General features: G+C 67.7%; 15 protein-coding genes, 1 tRNA gene and 4 pseudogenes. 12 read left to right on the top strand and 8 right to left on the bottom strand.

Features of this window, described 5'->3' with window-relative positions; all coding sequences use genetic code 11:
• Positions 1 to 64: 64 nt before the first annotated feature.
• Positions 65 to 2,590, top strand: a complete 2,526-nt coding sequence (locus O2L01_RS19130; protein ID WP_270123615.1) for a tetratricopeptide repeat protein — start codon at positions 65 to 67, stop codon at positions 2,588 to 2,590.
• Positions 2,591 to 2,606: 16 nt separating this feature from the next.
• Here O2L01_RS19130 and O2L01_RS19125 read toward each other — a convergent pair whose 3' ends face one another.
• Positions 2,607 to 3,476, bottom strand: a complete 870-nt coding sequence (locus tag O2L01_RS19125; RefSeq protein WP_270123614.1) for a GHMP family kinase ATP-binding protein — start codon at positions 3,474 to 3,476, stop codon at positions 2,607 to 2,609.
• A 295-nt stretch (positions 3,477 to 3,771) separates the two neighbouring features.
• Between O2L01_RS19125 and O2L01_RS19120 the strand changes: the two are divergent.
• From O2L01_RS19120 to O2L01_RS19095, 8 genes and pseudogenes are all read left to right on the top strand, one after another.
• A pseudogene (locus O2L01_RS19120) lies at positions 3,772 to 3,918 on the top strand (DUF397 domain-containing protein); the annotation flags it as partial.
• A gap of 34 nt (positions 3,919 to 3,952) precedes the next feature.
• Positions 3,953 to 4,699 (top strand): phosphotransferase, encoded by a 747-nt coding sequence (locus O2L01_RS19115; protein ID WP_270123613.1) that lies wholly within the window; start codon positions 3,953 to 3,955, stop codon positions 4,697 to 4,699.
• Positions 4,700 to 5,273: 574 nt separating this feature from the next.
• On the top strand, positions 5,274 to 5,705 hold the full coding sequence (locus O2L01_RS25735) for a PadR family transcriptional regulator (RefSeq protein WP_416259806.1): 432 nt from the start codon (positions 5,274 to 5,276) through the stop codon (positions 5,703 to 5,705).
• Positions 5,706 to 5,743: 38 nt separating this feature from the next.
• A pseudogene (locus O2L01_RS25730) lies at positions 5,744 to 5,851 on the top strand (sigma-70 family RNA polymerase sigma factor); the annotation flags it as partial.
• 8 nt (positions 5,852 to 5,859) lie between these two features.
• Positions 5,860 to 6,072: pseudogene (gene rsrA, locus O2L01_RS25725) on the top strand (mycothiol system anti-sigma-R factor); the annotation flags it as partial.
• Between the two features lie 922 nt (positions 6,073 to 6,994).
• Positions 6,995 to 8,593: a hypothetical protein gene (locus tag O2L01_RS19105; RefSeq protein WP_270123611.1), complete on the top strand. Its 1,599-nt coding sequence runs from the start codon at positions 6,995 to 6,997 to the stop codon at positions 8,591 to 8,593.
• A 149-nt stretch (positions 8,594 to 8,742) separates the two neighbouring features.
• Entirely contained in the window at positions 8,743 to 9,234 is a 492-nt protein-coding gene (locus tag O2L01_RS19100) for a hypothetical protein (protein WP_270123610.1), read from the top strand.
• Between the two features lie 88 nt (positions 9,235 to 9,322).
• Positions 9,323 to 9,493, top strand: a complete 171-nt coding sequence (locus O2L01_RS19095) for a hypothetical protein (RefSeq protein WP_270123609.1) — start codon at positions 9,323 to 9,325, stop codon at positions 9,491 to 9,493.
• A 177-nt stretch (positions 9,494 to 9,670) separates the two neighbouring features.
• Here O2L01_RS19095 and O2L01_RS19090 read toward each other — a convergent pair whose 3' ends face one another.
• The 5 genes and pseudogenes from O2L01_RS19090 to O2L01_RS19070 all read right to left on the bottom strand — a co-directional run bounded on the left by O2L01_RS19090 (position 9,671) and on the right by O2L01_RS19070 (position 12,155).
• Entirely contained in the window at positions 9,671 to 10,060 is a 390-nt protein-coding gene (locus tag O2L01_RS19090; RefSeq protein ID WP_270123608.1) for a DUF3307 domain-containing protein, read from the bottom strand.
• A complete protein-coding gene (locus O2L01_RS19085) occupies positions 10,060 to 10,227 on the bottom strand; it encodes a hypothetical protein (RefSeq protein ID WP_270123607.1) in 168 nt (55 codons plus the stop codon). Before O2L01_RS19085 ends, O2L01_RS19090 begins: the two co-directional genes overlap by 1 nt.
• 348 nt (positions 10,228 to 10,575) lie before the next feature.
• Positions 10,576 to 11,245: pseudogene (locus O2L01_RS25845) on the bottom strand (transposase family protein); the annotation flags it as partial.
• Positions 11,246 to 11,580: 335 nt separating this feature from the next.
• Positions 11,581 to 11,742 carry a hypothetical protein gene (locus O2L01_RS19075; protein ID WP_270123606.1) on the bottom strand — a complete coding sequence of 54 codons (162 nt, stop codon included), beginning with the start codon at positions 11,740 to 11,742 and terminating at the stop codon, positions 11,581 to 11,583.
• Positions 11,743 to 11,933: 191 nt separating this feature from the next.
• The gene (locus O2L01_RS19070) at positions 11,934 to 12,155 is read right to left on the bottom strand and encodes a hypothetical protein (protein WP_270123605.1); all 222 of its coding nucleotides are present in this window, start codon (positions 12,153 to 12,155) and stop codon (positions 11,934 to 11,936) included.
• Between the two features lie 277 nt (positions 12,156 to 12,432).
• Here O2L01_RS19070 and O2L01_RS19065 point away from each other — a divergent pair, with 277 nt between their 5' ends.
• Complete coding sequence (locus tag O2L01_RS19065) at positions 12,433 to 13,731, top strand: tyrosine-type recombinase/integrase (RefSeq protein WP_270123604.1); 1,299 nt, start codon at positions 12,433 to 12,435, stop codon at positions 13,729 to 13,731.
• Positions 13,732 to 13,768: 37 nt separating this feature from the next.
• Here the strand turns inward: O2L01_RS19065 and O2L01_RS19060 are convergent.
• A tRNA-Leu gene (locus O2L01_RS19060) sits at positions 13,769 to 13,853 on the bottom strand.
• A 156-nt stretch (positions 13,854 to 14,009) separates the two neighbouring features.
• Here O2L01_RS19060 and O2L01_RS19055 point away from each other — a divergent pair.
• Complete coding sequence (locus tag O2L01_RS19055; RefSeq protein WP_270123602.1) at positions 14,010 to 15,023, top strand: phosphotransferase; 1,014 nt, start codon at positions 14,010 to 14,012, stop codon at positions 15,021 to 15,023.
• Positions 15,024 to 15,068: 45 nt separating this feature from the next.
• Complete coding sequence (locus O2L01_RS19050) at positions 15,069 to 16,166, top strand: C45 family autoproteolytic acyltransferase/hydolase (RefSeq protein ID WP_270123601.1); 1,098 nt, start codon at positions 15,069 to 15,071, stop codon at positions 16,164 to 16,166.
• On the opposite strand, the gene O2L01_RS19045 is transcribed toward O2L01_RS19050, so the two are convergent.
• A complete protein-coding gene (locus O2L01_RS19045) occupies positions 16,163 to 17,038 on the bottom strand; it encodes a TrmH family RNA methyltransferase (RefSeq protein ID WP_344469032.1) in 876 nt (291 codons plus the stop codon). The two genes, O2L01_RS19050 and O2L01_RS19045, sit on opposite strands and share 4 nt — an antisense overlap.

Raw genomic sequence — 17,038 nt, 5'->3', positions numbered from 1 at the left:
GACGGCGTCAGATCGGTAGCATTGGAACCCACCCCTTGAGCGAACGGCGATGTCCATGGACCCCTTGAGCATTAGCATGTGGATCGCCTCCAAGCTCTCCCAACGCGCCTCCGATTTCGTCGCCGCACGTCGACGCCGGGACTCCGCAGAGGTGCGACGAGCGCTCCTCATCGCCGTCTCCCGGGGCGCCCGGACCGCGATCGCAACCTTGTGGGAGGACGATGCGCGACTCCGGCGCACCGTTCGCAAGTCCCTGCTCGGCCAGCGAAAGGCCAACTGGCCCTTGGTGAACGGTACGGCAATCGAGGATCTGGTCGGCTCCGTGCGATTGTGGATCGACGCCGCCGGTACTGGTTTCCCGGCGGTGGTGGGGAACACGGAGCACTCGGTCGTCGCCGTGTTCTGCACGTCTATCCTGCGCGAGGTCGAGCATGAGGCCACGCGGGGCATGCAGGTGCTCAATCCGCTGTGGCAGGCGTTCCGCCAGAACGACCTCGAGCGGCTCCCCGAGCTCGAAGCCGCGGCCTCCGGTCGCCGCGACATCGAGATCGCTTCCGGAGAGGCCCGGTTCGAGTGGCGCGACTACTGGCACCCCGACCAGAGCGGCACCGGGTTCGTCGGCAGGGAGGCGGACCTCGAACGGATCCGAGCGGCAGTCGAGTCCGCCGACGGGATCGCACAGGTCCAGTCGATCGGTGGGTTCGGCGGAGTCGGCAAGACCGCTCTCGCCATCGCGTTCGCGAATCGAGCCCACTCCTTCGAGGGCCGGGTCTTCTACGACTTCCACTCCTACGGGACGAAGCTCCCGCAGACCGCCGACCAGGCACTGGCGACGATGCTGCCGACCGTGAGCGGACGTTCGGTCATGGAGATCGGCAAGCTGACCGCGCCGGAGCGGCTGGCGCTGTGGCGATCGGTCACCGCAGGCCGGCGGCTCCTCATGGTGTGGGACAACGTCAGGGCCGCGGAGCAGGTCACCGACCTGATGGTGCGCGCCCCTGGGTGCGCGACGATCATCACCAGCCGGAACCGCATCGAGATGGAACTGGCGAGCAGTCCGATCCGGCTCCACGTGCTGGAACCGCCGGAGGCGCAGGCCATGTTCGAGCAGATCGCCGGGGTCGGGCACGACCGCTCCCTCGTCGCGGCGCTGCTGGAGCGCGACCTGTACATCCCCGTCCTCATCGCCTCGCACGCCAGGAAGGTCGCCGCCGGCTGGCCGCTGGCCGAGGTCGTCGAGGACCTTCCTGAGCCACGCGAAAGCACGGAACCGGACTCGTTCTCCGACCTGTTCGTGCGATTGGGCGGCTCGTACCGCCACCTCGATGAGCAGCAGCGGCGGGCCTTCCGCGCGTTCGGCGTGCATCCTGGGGCCGCTGTCACGCTCGACAGCATCGCGTCTGTCCTCGGCCTCCCGCTCCGGCGCACGGCCGCGGTGATGGACATGCTCATCCGCGCAGGTCTCGCCGAGCGCCCGGCGGCCGCCGCCTCGGCTTCCGACATGGGGCTGCGCAGTTACGTCGCTCACGACATGATCCGGGCATTCGGCGATCACCTCGCCCGGCTCGGATGGTCTGACTCCGCCTCGGACCCGGTCGGCGCCGGCTCCGATCCGGCCGATCACGACCGGATCGTCGCCGCGCTCGTCGCGCACTACCGCACCCGAGTCGCGTCGACGAACGAGGAACGGCGGGACTGGTTCGAGGCGGAGGCCGAGAACGTGCGCGACGTCGCCGTGTCGGGCCGAGACGGCGACCGCGCCCGTCTCGCGCGCGCGGTGGGCGGTCTGGCGATCCTGCTGGATCGGTACGACATCGCCGCCACCGCGCTGCTGCACGCCGCGGACGTCTGCGGTGAAATCGGCGACCAGGCCGGCCAGGCCTCGGCCCAGTGGGGGCTCGGCGAGATCGGGCGCCTGCGCGGAGAGTACGCCGCTGCCGAGCGTCATTACGCGGAGGCCCTCTCGACGTACGAGGCCCTCGGCGACCAGGGAGGCATCGCCGACGCGGTCTCGGGCCTCGCCCACATCGCCCGCCTCCGGGGTGATTTCGACACCGCAGAGACGCACTACAAGGCGGCGGGAGTGATCTTCGAGACGACCGGGATGCTGGGCGGGGTCGCCGGGGTGCACCGCGGACTCGGCGAGGTGGCCCGGCTGCGCGAGGACTACGCGACGGCCGAGACGCGGTTCTCCGCGGCCTTCGAACTGTTCGCGTCGCTGGGCAAGCGGCGGCGAGCCGCGTACGCCCAATGGGGACTCGGGGCGGTGGCGCTGGCCAAGGGACGACTCGCTGACGCAGACACCTGCTTCCAGGCGGTCCTGGAGACGTTCGAGGAGATCGGCGACCGGCTCGGCGGCGCGAACGCCCGACTCGGCCTGGGAGAGGTGGCCCGGGCCAGGGGAGAGCTCTCCCCGGCGCTGAGCCACTTCGGAGCGGCCGGGGAGATATACGAGCGGATCGGGCTCACCGAGATGGCGGGCCGGATGCGATCGCGAACCAACCGACTGCTCCTCGGCGACACGGTCGAGTCCTCGGCGTGGATCTTCGGACTCATCGCGGAGCACAAGGGAGAGAAGGACTCCGGGTGAGCACCCTCGCACGCTCTTACGCGTCCCGATATTTCCCCTGACGCAGCCTGATCGGCGGAAAGCGCTCATCGGTGCGAAAGGACCAGTTCGGCTCGAGCGCTCGGAGCGAGAGCATCCTTCTCGCGAGAGCGGCACGCTCCACGGATTCGGGATCCCGACCGTCGAAGATCATCCCGGCGACGGTGCCGCTGTGGGAGATCTGGACCCCGAGCGCCCCGCCTCGCTCGGCGACCCCTATGAACTCGGAGAATCGCCGTTTCGGAAGGTAGCGCTGGTTGATCAGGGCACTGGTCGTGGCCACCGATGCCAGTGCCGACGCGTCGTCGTCGCGGACCGCGACCCGAATCCGGCTCCGGAGCTGCTCGAAGTCGCGCTGATCCGCAGGGGTGTACTCGATCAGCGCTTGATCGAGCGTCTCCACCGTTCCGTCGTCGCAGCAGCACCCGACCACGATCATCGACGGAAGCCGGCTTCCGAGGGTCGCGATTACGCGGCCTTCGCGTTGGGCGAACAAGACGACCTTGCTCTGGAACATCAGCGAATCGGCCGCCTTCTCGGCCTGGACCGCCAACTCCGCCACGCGCGACTCTGACAGCTGCCGACCGGCAGCGCCCGCGATCGCATGGATGGTGGAGACGACGTCGGCCGTCGATGAACCCATACCGAGGCCGGGAGGGAGGTTCGATGAAAGGGTGATCCGCAATCCGGCCTTGATACGGAGTGCCTTCCTGGTCAGTTCCGCCGCGTGGAACGCCTTCCAACGCCCGGCGGGAAGCACTCGAATCCCGTCCTCAGTGGTCAGTTGCGCGAATGCGGTGGTTCCGCCGCCGTGGAACGGCATCGTGACCAATGCGCGCACGGGCTTGCCACCCTCGGTGTGGAACACTCCCTGCAGGATCTCTCCGTGATGTCCCATGCAGTATGCCGAGCAGTGTCGCTCAGGTGTCAACGTGTACGTTTTCCTGTCCTGGGCCGACATTCCGCCGTCCTCCCCTTGAGTCCGGTGATCGACCCGCTACGCAATCGTATGTGAGAGTTGTACACATCGGGGTACACGGTTGAACGCTGAGGAACGCGCCGCTGAACGCGAATCCGATCTTCGCCGTGGACGCGCTCGGGTTCGCGGCGTTCCTTCGAGCCTGTGCGACCCGCTGAGCACTGATGAGAAGCAGGAGGCCGTGATGGTCCGGCAGGCGACGCGTTGGCGGAAGGCGAACCGCAGCGGCAACAACGGGAACGGCGCGAACTGCGTCGAGGCGCGTTGGCGCAAGTCAAGCTACAGCGACGGAACCGGCGACGGGAACTGTGTCGAAACGCGAGGGAGCGGCGGTGTGTTCGAAGTCAGAGATTCGAAGCTGGGCGATGCCTCCCCGATTTTCGCGGTGGACGCGAACGGGCGGGGCCTCGGACAACCACATCGCACGGGAGATCCACGCCCACCGCGAATGGACCGGACCGTGGATCCGCACCGGGCGGGCCGCCCGGATGCTCCACGCCGATCCCGACGCCAAGATCCTGGTGACCGAGTACCTACCCGGAACCCTGGTCCAAGGCACCGACTCAGCCTCCGATATGGACACCTACGTCCAGGCCGGCGAACTCCTCCGCGAGTTCCACGACCAGGCGGCGATCGAAGATCCCGACTACGAGTTCCGCATGAACACCAAGGTGCTCGCCTGGGTGGACGGACCCCACCGGATCAAGCCGGAAACCGCCGAGACGCTCCGCGCCATGGTTGAATCCTGGCCGACCGGCGCCGCCACCTGCGTTCCTACGCATGGCGACTGGCAATGCCGGAACTGGCTGGTCGACAAGGGAACGATCCGAGTGATCGACTTCGGACTCGCGGAACTGCGACCGGCGGCTGAGGACTTCAAGCGGCTCGCCGTTCAGGAGTTCCAGTGGCATCCGGGCTTGGAGGAGGCGTTCGTTTCCGGCTACGGCAAGGACCCGCGCGAGCCCGAAGCCTGGTTCCGCCAGCGCGTCCGCTCCGCGATCGGCACGGCCTACTGGGCCCACCACCTCGGCGACGCGGACTTCGAGGCCCAGGGCCATCGCATGATCGCCGACGTCCTTACCGAAGCCGACATCACAGGTGTTCGCGGCTGATCACTCGTAGCCGATGGCCCCGATGAGCGCATCCGCGATGAGACTCCACCCCGGGCCGCGAACGAGCGGCCGGTGATGGTGATGGGCAGCGAAGGGTTCGGCGTCGGACAGGTTCTGCACCCCAGGACGATCGCGATCGCCAACTGCACGAGCACCGTCGAGCGGTCCAGCCAGCCCCGCGCCGCCGAGACCGGCAACGCCTGCACGAGCTCGCCAGTCAAAGCGACCCGGTGGGCGAGGCGGCGCAGCAGAACTGCGCCAGCGTGACCGACCAGGCCCTGCCCCAGCGGCCGCGTCAGGCCCTGATCCCATCCGATTCGCCTCGCCCGGAACGGTGCTCCAATGTGTCATAAACACACACATTTCGCAGGCTAGCCGGCCTTCCCGACTCTCGATCGCCGACTGGGCTGGCCTTTGTCGAGCTCGTCTTCGCGGCGATGTCGCCCATTGCCACCTTCACCACCGTCCGGCGACAACAGCAGCACCGTCGTCCCCAGCGAGTCGACTTCAGCACCGCCCAACCCGGCAGCCCGACACCGAAGTGCATGGCCACCTCCCCGGCTGCCTGCACGGTATGAGAATGGAGTGTGCCATGTGGTTGCGTCGTTCTCGAGCTAGGGGTATTGTCCTTCTCGATATAGGGTCTCGGATTCGAGGAGGAGCGACGATGGATGAGAGCCCGCCGGTGAGGATTCGGCTTACTATGCCCACCAGGGCAGTACTGGACCTACTGATGTCTACGGCCGCTGATGACCCGCCGTGGGGATACCGGATCTGCGAGGAAGCCGGGCTCGGCCCTGGCACTGTTTACCCGATCCTCGAACGGCTCGAAGAGGCTCGGTGGATCGAAGGCACCTGGGAGACGGAGGTGCCTGCCGATCGACCCAGGCGACGCACCTATCAGATCACTGATCTTGGAAGCTGTTCGTATCAAGCGGCGCTCGCGAAAACGAAGCGGCCCGCCGCACGCCTTCGATGGGGCCTGCGACCCGGAGAAGCCCGGTGATCGATATCGTTGGCTGGCTGGTGTCGAGGGCCCGGGCCCCGATCGGCGCCGTCATGTCCCGGCTGCACCGGGGACGGCGGCAGCGCCAACTGTTGAGCTCGTATGTCGCACGAGGCCTTTCGCCCGCTCGGGAGGTTCAGCAGTGACCACCGAACTGGAGAAGCCCAGACTCGACTGTCGGGAGGTCCTCGAAGAGGTCTACCTCTATCTCGACGAAGAGTGCTCCGACCGCCGCCGCGCCGTGATCCGCGACCATCTCGAAGAGTGCTCGCCCTGCCTCGCGGAGTATGGCATCGAGCAGGAGGTGCGCGCGATCGTGCACCGCTGCTGCAGCAGGGAGAAGGCACCGGACGAGGTCAAGACCCGTGCGATTCTCGGGACCCATGATTCTGAGGAGCATGAGCGGCGTCGGAAGGCCGAGCGTGAAGAGCTAATGCGCAAGGCGGAGCGTGACCAGACCCTCGACCAATACTGGACGATCGAGCGTGAGGCGCTCCTCAACGTGTTCCAGATCGAAAGAGAGGGCCGTACCGCCAAGATGCGCAAGCGCCTGCAAGGGCTGCGCCGGCAGCAATTGTCCGCATTGATCGCTACGGTTGCGGGCTGGATCGGCGGCCCTGCGGGTGAGGGTCGAAGGGCCGAATGGTCTTCGGACTTGCACAACAATTCGCGCCCCATCCGCTACGCGTTCGGATTCGTTCGCGCTGCTCTCCTTATGCGCGTGAACTCAAGCCTCTGCCTGCTACTTCGAGGTCTGTGCTGGGGCCTGGCATCCGATGTCCGGACTTGGACCCCGTTTGCAATTGTGCTCGTCGGAGCTGCTTTCAAGACTGCGGTAGATCAGGGCCCGTGGATCGCGATCCTCACCATCCTGGCCGGAGCCCAAGCTTCACAGTGGGCCGTCAATGGCCTCCGTCGGGGGCTTCGCGTCAAGCCGCGCAAGCGGCAGCCTGGCGCATCGGAGCCGGAGAGCTAGCGACTGCACGATCTGGACGGCCAGCGAGATCAGGACACGCTCCCTCACTTGAGGCGTCCATTCCGATTGGGGGCGTCGGTCCATGACGGCTGGCTGTCGCCAGCGTGGAGTACCCTGGTGTCATGAAGTTCGACGAAACGAGTACCTCAGGTTCATGACGTGGTCCGGCGAGCGCAGTGCGCTCGACCCCGATCCCGTCCCCGTCCATCACCGCCTCAGAGACCTACTCGCCAGGCATCCCGTAGGCCCGCTCCCCGCAGCGAAACTCAAAGAGATCCACCATTCCCTCCATGTTCCGCGTACCCGGCCTCTGGTGCCGTCCAAGGATTTCCAGAGCCGCAAACAGGCCCGCCGCGCCGCCGCTGCAGCGCTCGCCGCAGTTGTCAACGCCGCCGGTCCCTCCACTCCGGACTCGCTGGACGGACTCGGCGCCCGATTGCGCTCCCTGGTCCCAGAAGGCAGACCTCCGCACCTCGAACCGTCCGACCTCCACCTCTCCGGCGAGCGGGTCTCGGCGATCGCCGCACACCTGCTGCGAACCGGCACATCCGCAGTGGAACTCCTGACCGGCCTCGCACTCGCGGCGCACCCGAACGCCGAGGTCGACCCAGAGACGATCCGGGTGACGGCGCTCCTCGGCTGCTCCTACGGATTCGAGGCGTGCGCCGCCCTGCGGCGCAGCCCCACGAGCGTGCACGACCTGCACTGGCTCATCACCCGCACACCGGCTCCGCAACTGGACATGTTCCTGTCCGAACTCGGCCGCCTTCCGAGGCAACAGATCGACGGACTCCTGGAGACCCTGACCGTCGCCGAGGCCCTCGCGATCACGCTCATGTCCGCCGATCTGCGGCCAGTCCCGGACTGGCTCAAGGGACATGAACGCCTCGCGAAGCTGCTGGCGGCAGTCGCTGATGATCCGGCGCAGCTCGACCCCGGGTTCGATGCACTGGTCGACCTCGTCCGGTTGTGGGACGAGGTCCGTTTCGGCGGGCTCGCCCTCCTGGGCTTCGCTCCAGGTGAGCGCGAACGAATCGCTGCGTCGCTGCGAGCAGCGCTCGCCGACTCGGCATCAGTGGCGCTCGCCGAACACGCGCTGGCGGAACGGCCCGACGGCACCGACTGCATCTGGCTACGCCGCCGTATCGAGGACGCCCGCACCGACCTGCGGAGCCTGAGGCCGGGCTTGGCGTTCCGTGTCGCCGTCCCGCCGCCGAGCACGCACCGGGACGCGCAGATGCACGTCCTGGTTGACGGCGATCCGGTCACGGTGAGCTGGTTCGAGCGCGGCCACGGCCACTCGCCCGAGGCGGTCCTGGACCTCGGTCCCGACCTGCGCGGCGGTGCGGAAGCCGTTGACGTGCGTCTCTCGGAAGCCGACTGCGTCGAGGAGTGCTGCGGCGCCTTCCGGGTCCGCATCAGCCGTGACACGGAGAACGTGGAGTGGGAGCTGCGGGACACCGGCCGGGCCGGCAAGCCCGAGCGGCAGCTGCGCTTCCCGGCCGACGCCTACGACGCCGAGGTCGACCGCGCGCACGCCGACCGGTCCTGGGAATGGCCGGCCCGGCGCGCCGCCCGACTCCTCCGCGCCAGGCTGAACGCCGAACGAGACCTGCTGGGGCGCTGGGACTGCCGCACGGGCTGGATCCAGTCGATGAACCGCGACCGCAGCACGCTCACGTTCACCTTCATCTATCCCGAAGCCCGTGCGACATCTTCGGATCAGCCCTGGCTGCAGTTCAAACAGGAGGTCGCGATCCCGGACGCGGTAACGGTCGACGACCACGCAGTGGCAGCCGCCGTCGACCGCATCGTCGCCGCGCTCCGTACCACCGACCCGAAGACGATCGCGTCCGTCTGCGGCGGATCGCGGAAGCACGCCAACGCGCTAGGTTTCCCCTGGCCCGACTGACGGGTACGGTGCGGCCGCCGATACAACGGCGGCCGCACCACAGGCCCGTCCCCGGTCGGAATGGATTGCAGCCCAAAGCCACGCGGGAGTCCAAGTGGGGGCTGAGAAACCGGTAGCGGCCCCCCGCGGGTTCGGGCACGATCACGCACATGGACGTGATCCTTCAGCAGGTGCAGACGACGTGGACCAAGGCGTCCCGGGGCGGCCCCTTGGCGGCGATCAGGAACGCGGCACCGGTCGGTTTCCCACTTCCCAGCACAGTACCCCCGCTCGTGCACCAAGCGTGGATGTGCGAGGCCGAGGACTTCCGCCCGCTGCACCGCTCGGGCGCAGGGCTGCCCGAACCGACAGGGAACAGCCGGGCGCGTTTCCAGGTCGAGGGCGATGGGCGCCTTCGGGTGCAACTGGAGCTGGCCCCATCCGGCATTCCGCACCGCAAACGGCGCCCGCCCGCAGTTCGCCTCGACCGTGGTGAATGGCTCCGATGGCAGATCAACTATCGCTTCGCCACCAGCGGCACCAGAGGCGACCAGTGGACCTACCGGCTCGACACGCTCAACATCGCCTTCGGTGAGGTGCCTGCTGACCGGTTCACGAGCGACCCTGCCCGCTTGGTCGACGAGCGAACGCGTCTGCGGTGACCCGCACGTCAGTCACCTGCAAGCGTCGGAAGCGAAGTTCGCCGCGTCGCGCCGCCCGTGGGCGGTCTTGAAGGTTCACACTGCATGTATGAGTGATCAAGACCAGGCGGTCCCTGACCGCATCGGGCAGGTCGAGGAATACCCACCACTGCCGCCAGAAGTCCTTGACCGGATCGGCAGCATCATCGGGCCCGGGTTGCGCAAGGAGATGGCGACACTGCGGGAGTCCACTTCCGGCACCGGCGGCAGGACCGGGTGAACGCGTTGCCGCCGCGACACGGACCTGAGCCGGATGAGCTTCCATGCGCGCCGAGACGGTTCAGCGACCTGTCCCCAGCAGATCAGCTCCGCGTTGTCGAGATTCTCCGCCCGGGGTTCCAGAAAGCACTGGCGAGGTATCTGCAGCGGAAGGCCGCTGACCAAACACGGCCGGACCTCAAACCAGGCACGTGAGCGCCACGGAATTGATGACAAGGTGCATCGTGTTGTCCGCGACAATGAGCAACCCGATCGCGAACCCCGGCTCCTTCTCCGGCGGGTAGCCCGTGGCGGTGCATTTCGCCCACGGTGGATTCCAGCCGCGCGGCGCGATCCAGTTCTTGAGCCACACGACGTACCTGGCGAGCCGGTACCGGTCGATGACGATGTGCGTACCGCTGATAACCGCTAGCGCCCACGGCGACTGGGTGATGAACAGGAACGGGAGCGTGTACGTGAGACCGTGCACGATCGCAGGCCACCACCGTTGCGTTTTCTTCGAAGCCATCCATTCCGACTGGATCAGAAAATCGCCTGCTAGGTGCGCCAGGAAGCCTTCGAAGACCATCAGGCGGCCACCGTGATGCAGGCCGCGACGATGACGAGGGTGATTACGGCGCCGAACCCGGTCATGGCCGAGCGCAGCCACCGCCATTTCCGGCGTGCAATGGCGCCCACGGCAGCAAGTTCGATGTAGAGCGCTTCGGCGTACGCGTCGTCGTCGGCGACGAGCACGGCAAGGGACGTCAGTCGGCTGCTCCGGCGAGATTTCGACTCGGCGGCCGCGGAACTCAGGGCGGCGTTCGACGCGGCCGTGGACCGGTACAAGGAACGGACCGGCGACCTCGCTGACCATGTGGAGGAAGAGCAGCAACGGGCAGCCGAATTGTGGCGAAAGCACAACGAGGACATAGACCGGAGAATTGCCGAAGAGCGGCAAAGAGAAGCCAAGCACGGGCGGAGTCGGAATGGCGGCGGCAATCCGAGGCTCTCCTCCGGGCCGTCCAGCACCTACGGGAGCGACGGCGGCGGGAGCGCGTTCGCCGGAGGGTCCTTCTAATACTCCAGTTGTAAGCTCGGGTTTCAGGTAGCGAGGGCGCGTTGTCGCTGGTAGTGGAGCTGTTTCGCGGTTGCTTGATGGCCGCGTCGCCAGGCCGACCAGCGGAGCCGGTGCTTCCAATCGAGGCTGGGGCGCTCGCGGTGATCAGGAGATGGCGGATCTCGTTGCAGGTCAACGGGATCATCTCGGGCTCCCCAGTGTCGGATCCACGAGCTCGAGCCGCGGCGAGGAGGGCGAAAGCGAGCATCGCCAGGGTGACCCAGCGGTGCCAGGAGGTCCAGGTCCGAACCTGGTGCTCATCGAGTCCGGCGAGCTCCTTGGCGCCCTGGAAGCTCTCCTCGATCCTCCAGCGCATCCCGGCGACGTTGACCAGCGTCTGAAGCGGGACCGGTGTGAGGGTCCAGGTCAGGTCAGGTAGTAGGCGAGCTCGCCGGTGCGCCGGTTGCGGCGGGTCAGCAGGTGCGTGTGGCCCCCGCCCTCGCCGACCAGGTCGATCCAAGCACAGTCATAGCGCCGCAGCCCTTTCGCGCCCTCGCCCGTCGACCGGGCCTGCCAGGCGACCCCGGCCCGTTCGATCGCTTCGGCGGCGGTGGTCTTGCCCGCCTCGACGGTGACCGGGGTGGTGCAGGCAACGGCCAGGACATAGGACAGGCCGCGATCTTGGAGTCGCTGTCGCAGTTCGGGGTTGGGGCCACCAGGTGATCGACGCCAGCTCCCGTTCGCCCGAAACCCGAACCGCCTCCTCCCCAGCGGACCAACGCACGTAGACGACGCGGGAGTTGAGTTTCTCGCGGTGCTGGTGGTCGGCTCCGGGGTCCCACCATTCGGGGGCGGGCGCGGTCTCGTTCGCGCACAAGACGACCTCGACTCCGGCGTTGGCGAGCAGCTCGCGCTTGGTGTCCATGTCGGCGCCCGCCCACTTCTGCCCGTAGGACTCGCCGGTCGGGACGCTCCGCCAATGAGCCTGTTTCAACTTGGATCTGAGTTCGTAGTCGTTGAAGATCTGGACGTCCTCAGCGACCGGGCGGTCAGCGGGCGGTCTCCGCCGCGTCGCGACCGCTGCTCGCACACCAGAACTCCCAAATCCGCCTGGTGTTCGGCAGGTCGGGGCGGTCGAGCAACCAGAGGACGTATCCGGCGTGGAACCTCGCCCACGAGTCGTCCGCATCCGCGGCAGCCTCGAGTCTCATGCGGAGGTCCGGGCCGTCGATGGCGCGGGCGACCCGGACGTACTCGCGGTCTTTGCACCGGTAGGCCGACGGACCGCCAGGTCGATCAACGCCCCCAGCTTCGCGTACGCCGCCGCAGGGAGGTCGGGTTCCGCGAGCTTCCGGATGAGGAGTGCCTTGGAGCCCCACTTCTTCGCGCGGGTGGTCCACTCCTAGCGCATTGGGAGGCCGGGCCAGTCTCCGAGAGCGCCCGGTGGCCGGTTCCACAGGGCGTTGGGCAGCACGTGCCGCATGGCGTCGCGGTAGGCCTCGTGCGCCTCGGCGAGCGACGGCACCCAGGTTTCGATGCGGCGGTTGGGGCGGTTCGAGTCGAAGGTCTCATTGAAATACTTGAGCGCCTTGCTGACGCGGTCGCGTGACTGCGCAGGGTGCATGTCAGCGGCGGCCCTGTCCAGCGGGTCTTCGGCGATGAGCCCGTACGCCCCGCCAAGCCGGGAGTCCCAGGCCCGCGTCTCCTCTCGTCAAACCCGTGTGGCGGGATCGAACCAGTGACACATCGTCCGGGTGGGCCGCTCAGAGCCCTCCTGGGTGACAAACCCGGCGTGCGATCCACTTGGATACTCGATCAATTATCGATCATTTGTTTCATTCCAAGCCTGAGTGCGTTCACACGTTCTAGAATCAAGGTGAACCTCATGGGAGGTGACGGTTATGTCCATTCGCGAACCCCCAGACGCCCCGCACCGGCCCGCCCGCAAGGGTTCCGGCTCGATCTATTGGGATTCTCGGAAGCAGTGTTTCATCGGTTCCGTTTCGTTGGGGACGCGACCCGATGGGAGCAGGATTCGCCCGAAAGTCCGCGGTCATACCTTCGCCGAGGCCTCAGCGAAGCTCGACAAGCTGCGGAGGGACTGCGACAACGGGATCGATCTGAGCGATAAGTACACGGTCGCGCAAGCCGCCCGGGAGTTCCTCGCCGACGGGACGCGCCAGTTGGCGCCGTCGACGCTGGCACAGCTCCGGTTCCATGCCGAGCGGTGGATCATTCCCGGGCTCGGCCACGCGAAGCTCAAGCGGCTGCGAGCAGACGACGTCGACGTCTGGCTCAACGCGATGGCCGAGGAGCTGTCGCCCTCGTCGGTGAAGCGGCGGTTGAGCACGCTGCGGCGGATCATAAGGTTCGCTGAGGCGCACAACCATGTCGAGCGGAACGTCGCTTCACTCATCGATCCGCCGCGCGGGAAGGGCGACGGCCGATCGAGCCAGGCGTTGACACTGGAGCAGGTCCACGCGTTGCTCGAAGCGAGCCGGGGGCGGCCGATCGGGGCGTATATCGCGTTGTCGGCGTTCACCGGGATCCGTACCGAGGAGGCGCGGCCGCTGGAGTGGCGGCACTTGCACCTCAGGCCGGTCGCGGGTCAGATCTGCTCGTGCGGAGGCGTGCACACCGAGAGTTGGGTGCCGCATGTCGAGATCTGGCATTCGGTTCGAGGTGGCGGCGAAACCAAGACGCCAGGGAGTCGACGGACCGTCGCCCTGCCCGAGCTCGCCGTCGAGATACTCACCGATCATCAGGTGCGGCAGCAGAAATGGCGGGCCCGGCACGGCTGGAAGTCGAGCGGGATCGTCTACGTGTTCGGCACCCGGTGCGATACCGTCCCGATGGCCGAGGTCGTCCGGCAACAGTTCAAGGACGTGGTCGCAGACGCCGGGATCGCCGGCTCGTGGACGCCGCGGGATCTGCGTCATACGTTCGTGTCGATCATGTCCGAACGCGGCGCCTCGGTCGAGCTCATCGCCGATCTTGTGGGGCACAAGGACCTGGCGACGACCTGGACGGTCTACCGGCACCAGCTCCGGCCGGTCATCACCGAAGGCGCCGACCTGATGGACGCGGCGCTCCAGGAGCAGGGCTCAAGTCCGAAAGGGACGATTTTGGCGTCGAAACGGGGCTCCCTTTTTGGCTCCCCTCTAGCGGGCGACAACAGGAGGAAGCCGCATGAGGCATAGAAAAGAAGGCCCCGGATGACCGGGGCCTTCGAAACTGTGCGCGAGGGGGGACTTGAACCCCCACGTCCATAATAGGACACTAGCACCTCAAGCTAGCGCGTCTGCCATTCCGCCACTCGCGCGTGCACACAGAAGTGTATATGTAGTTTGTTTTGCCTGCCAGGTGGGCTTTCCCGCCCTCCGTGGCACGAGACGAAACTTTACACGATGGTTCGGCGGTGGGCGCAAGGGGGGTTCACGGTCGGGCGGGCGAGCCGGCGGCGGCTAGGCTTGGGGGCATGACCGTGACCGCGCCTCGACTCCCCGACGCGGCGTTGACACATTGGGATCTCGGGCAGATCTACCAGATGCAGCGGGTCCAGACCGGGCTGATGAACCGGTCGTGGCGGGTCGATACGTCGTCCGGGTCGTACCTTTTGAAGCTGTTCCGGGACGTTACCGGTCCTGAGCTGCAGTTTCAGTTCCATGTCCTCCAGACGCTGGGCGCTTCCGGCGTGCCGGTGGTGCTGCCGGTGCTGAGCCGGGACGGGCGGACCACGATCTTTCTCGAGGGCGAGGAGTTCGGGGTCTTTCCATGGGTCGGGGGACGGCACCGGTCGGGGTTGTCGATGTCACGTGATGCGTGCCGCGACCTCGGGTCGGTGATCGGGCGGCTGCACCGGACCCTGCACGCTTCCATCCCCGCTGATCGCGCGCCGAAGCCGGAGAATCCTCCGACGACGGAAGCGGCTCTCCAGAAGGTCGACCGGCTGCTGGAGCTCGTCGCCGCGGGGCGCGGGGACAAGACCGGGTTCGAGGCGATCGCCGAGCAGACGCTGCGGTTGAAGCGCGGGCTGTTGGTGCGGCTCGGGGACCGGCGGCCGCCGGACCTGTTGCCGCAGTACACGGGTTACACGCACGGCGACCTGCACCCGCACAACGTCCTGCATGGACCTGACGACCGGATCTCCGCAATCCTGGACTGGGACCGCTTGGTGGTCTCGTCGTACGCGCGCGAGATGGCGCGGGCGGCGGTGTTCTACTTCACCTACGGGGACGAGCGCGGGCTCGACTGCGACCGGATCCGGGCGTTCGCGGGCGGGTACCGGTCGGTGTTCGACGTCGGGGAGCCCGAGATCGGGCTGGCGACGCACCAGTTGTGGTGGGACCGACTGACCGACAACTGGGTCATCGAGTGGCACTACGTGCGGCACAACTCCGCGTGCGACCACCTGCTGCCGGGGCAGACGGGGCTCGTGAAGTGGTGGACGATCCACTACTCGCAGGTGGAGCAGGCCCTGATGGGTCGCTGAACAACCCGCTGGCTTCTCGCTATCGCTTTTGTCACAATCGATTCCATGACTTCTCTTCCTCTCCTGCAACTGCACGGCACGCCCCGCGAGCGGGGCCTCCAGCACGGCGAAGCACTGCGGGAGGCGATCGCCACGAACGTCGCGGTCTACCGCTCCCGGATGCTCACCTCGGGGGTCCCCGAGGGCGAGCTGACCGAGCGGTCGCAGCGGTTCCTGGCGCAGTTCGCGCGGTACGACGCCGGCTACGGGGCGACGATGGAGGGCATCGCCGAGGCCTCCGGGCAGGACCTGCTCGACATCGTGCTCCTGAACGCCCGGTACGAGCTGCTGTACAGCGCCTGGAGCGAGTTCGGGCGGCCCACGGTCGACGGCATCCGGTCCGAGTGCACCTCGTTCGGCGGGGCCGACGGGGTCTTCGCCGCGTCGGGGACGCACATCGGGCAGAACTGGGACTGGTTCACCGGTGTCGAAGGGGCCCTGCTGCAGTGGGAGCACGGGGACACGACGGTGATCGGATTCACCGAGGCCGGCGTCGCCGGGGCGAAGATCGGGCTCAACAGCGCCGGGATCGGCTTGTGCATCAACGGACTCGGGGCTTCGGCCGACGACTGGCGGCTCGACACCGTGCCGATGCACCTGCGGACGCAAAGGGTGCTGCAGTCGGCGAGCCTCGCTGAAGCGATCGGCCATGCGCAGGCCCCTCGGCCCGGCTGCTCCGCGAACTTCTTCATCGGGAGCGCCTCGGACGGCGTGGCGACCATCGAGACGTCGCCGCTCGGGTCGCGGGTGATCTACCAGGACGGCGCCGCTCCCCTGGTGCACGCCAACCACTTCCGGGCACCAGAAGCGCTCGGGGTCTACGAGAGCTGGCTCGAGACCGGGCGGGTCTCCACGTACCACCGGTGCGACCGGATGGAGACGCTGCTCGCCAAGGAGTCCCCGGTGTCCACCGAGCGGCTCTACGCGGCGATGCGGGACCACGAGGGCGGGCCGCTCGGGCTCTGCCGGCACCCGGTGGAGACCGATCCCGTTGAGCTGCAGACGCATACGGCCTTCGCGGCGCACCTGGAACTCGACGCCAAGCGGTTCTCGTACACGTGGGGCCCGCCCTGCGAGTCCGAGTTCGCGACGGTGAGCCTCTAGCGGGGCGTCGGCTGGGACAGCTCCCAGCAGGCCACGGCGGTCGCGGCGGCGACGTTGAGCGAGTCGACGCCCGCATGCATGGGGATGACGACCGTGCGGTCGCAGGCGTCCAGCGCGGCCTTCGTGAGGCCGGGGCCTTCCGCGCCGAACATCAGGGCCGGGCGTTCGCGCTCCTCGGCGCTGACCTGGCCGATGTCGATCGCGCCGCGCGAAGGGCTGAGGCCGTGCAGGGTGAACCCGGCGTCGCGGATCTGGGCGAGGCCGCTCGGCCACGGCTCGAGGTAGGCGTACGGCACCGCGAACACCTCCCCCATGCTCACGCGCACGCTGCGGCGGTACAGCGGGTCGGCGCAGTCGGGGGCGAGGAGGACGCCGTCGAAGCCGAGACCTGCGGCGACCCGGAAGATGGCGCCGATGTTGGTGTGGTTGTTGATGCCTTCGAGGACGACGAGGCGGTTCACCGCGGCGAGGAGGTCGGCCGGTGCGGGGAGTTCCTTGCGGTGGAAGGAGGCCAGCGCGCCGCGGTGGACGTGGAAGCCCGTCACGGATTCGAGGACGTCGGGCCCGGCGGTGTAGCAGGGGGCGTCTTCGGCGAGGTGCGCGAGCTGGTCGGCGCGTTTGGCGTCGATGAGCATCGAGCGCATCCGGTAGCCGGCGCGCAGGGCCCGGCCGATGACCTGGTGGCCTTCGGCGATGAACAGGCCGTGGGGCTGCTCGAAGCGGGTGCGGAGGGCGAGGTCCGTGAGGGCGCGATAGTCGCCGAGGCGGTCGTCCTCGGGGTCTTCGATGGCGATGACGTCGGGCACCGGGCGATTCTCCCCTATGGGAACGGCGACGCCCGGGGAGGCTGCGGCAGCGTCCCCGGGCGTCAC

This window comes from Glycomyces lechevalierae (assembly GCF_027622945.1).
Taxonomy (GTDB): domain Bacteria; phylum Actinomycetota; class Actinomycetes; order Mycobacteriales; family Micromonosporaceae; genus Glycomyces; species Glycomyces rutgersensis.
Note: the sequence above shows the minus strand (reverse complement) of the source record. Positions and strands in the feature narration are given on the sequence as shown.

Bases quoted from the DNA above. Each gene is read 5' to 3' on its own strand.
- O2L01_RS19115 (WP_270123613.1), top strand. From the start codon at position 3,953: ATGCCTCCCCGATTTTCGCGGTGGACGCGAACGGGCGGGGCCTCGGAC.
- O2L01_RS25735 (WP_416259806.1), top strand. From the start codon at position 5,274: ATGAGAATGGAGTGTGCCATGTGGTTGCGTCGTTCTCGAGCTAGGGGT.
- O2L01_RS19100 (WP_270123610.1), top strand. From the start codon at position 8,743: ATGGACGTGATCCTTCAGCAGGTGCAGACGACGTGGACCAAGGCGTCC.
- O2L01_RS19095 (WP_270123609.1), top strand. From the start codon at position 9,323: ATGAGTGATCAAGACCAGGCGGTCCCTGACCGCATCGGGCAGGTCGAG.
- O2L01_RS19090 (WP_270123608.1), bottom strand. From the start codon at position 10,060: ATGGTCTTCGAAGGCTTCCTGGCGCACCTAGCAGGCGATTTTCTGATC.
- O2L01_RS19075 (WP_270123606.1), bottom strand. From the start codon at position 11,742: ATGAGACTCGAGGCTGCCGCGGATGCGGACGACTCGTGGGCGAGGTTC.
- O2L01_RS19070 (WP_270123605.1), bottom strand. From the start codon at position 12,155: ATGCACCCTGCGCAGTCACGCGACCGCGTCAGCAAGGCGCTCAAGTAT.
- O2L01_RS19065 (WP_270123604.1), top strand. From the start codon at position 12,433: ATGTCCATTCGCGAACCCCCAGACGCCCCGCACCGGCCCGCCCGCAAG.
- O2L01_RS19055 (WP_270123602.1), top strand. From the start codon at position 14,010: ATGACCGTGACCGCGCCTCGACTCCCCGACGCGGCGTTGACACATTGG.
- O2L01_RS19050 (WP_270123601.1), top strand. From the start codon at position 15,069: ATGACTTCTCTTCCTCTCCTGCAACTGCACGGCACGCCCCGCGAGCGG.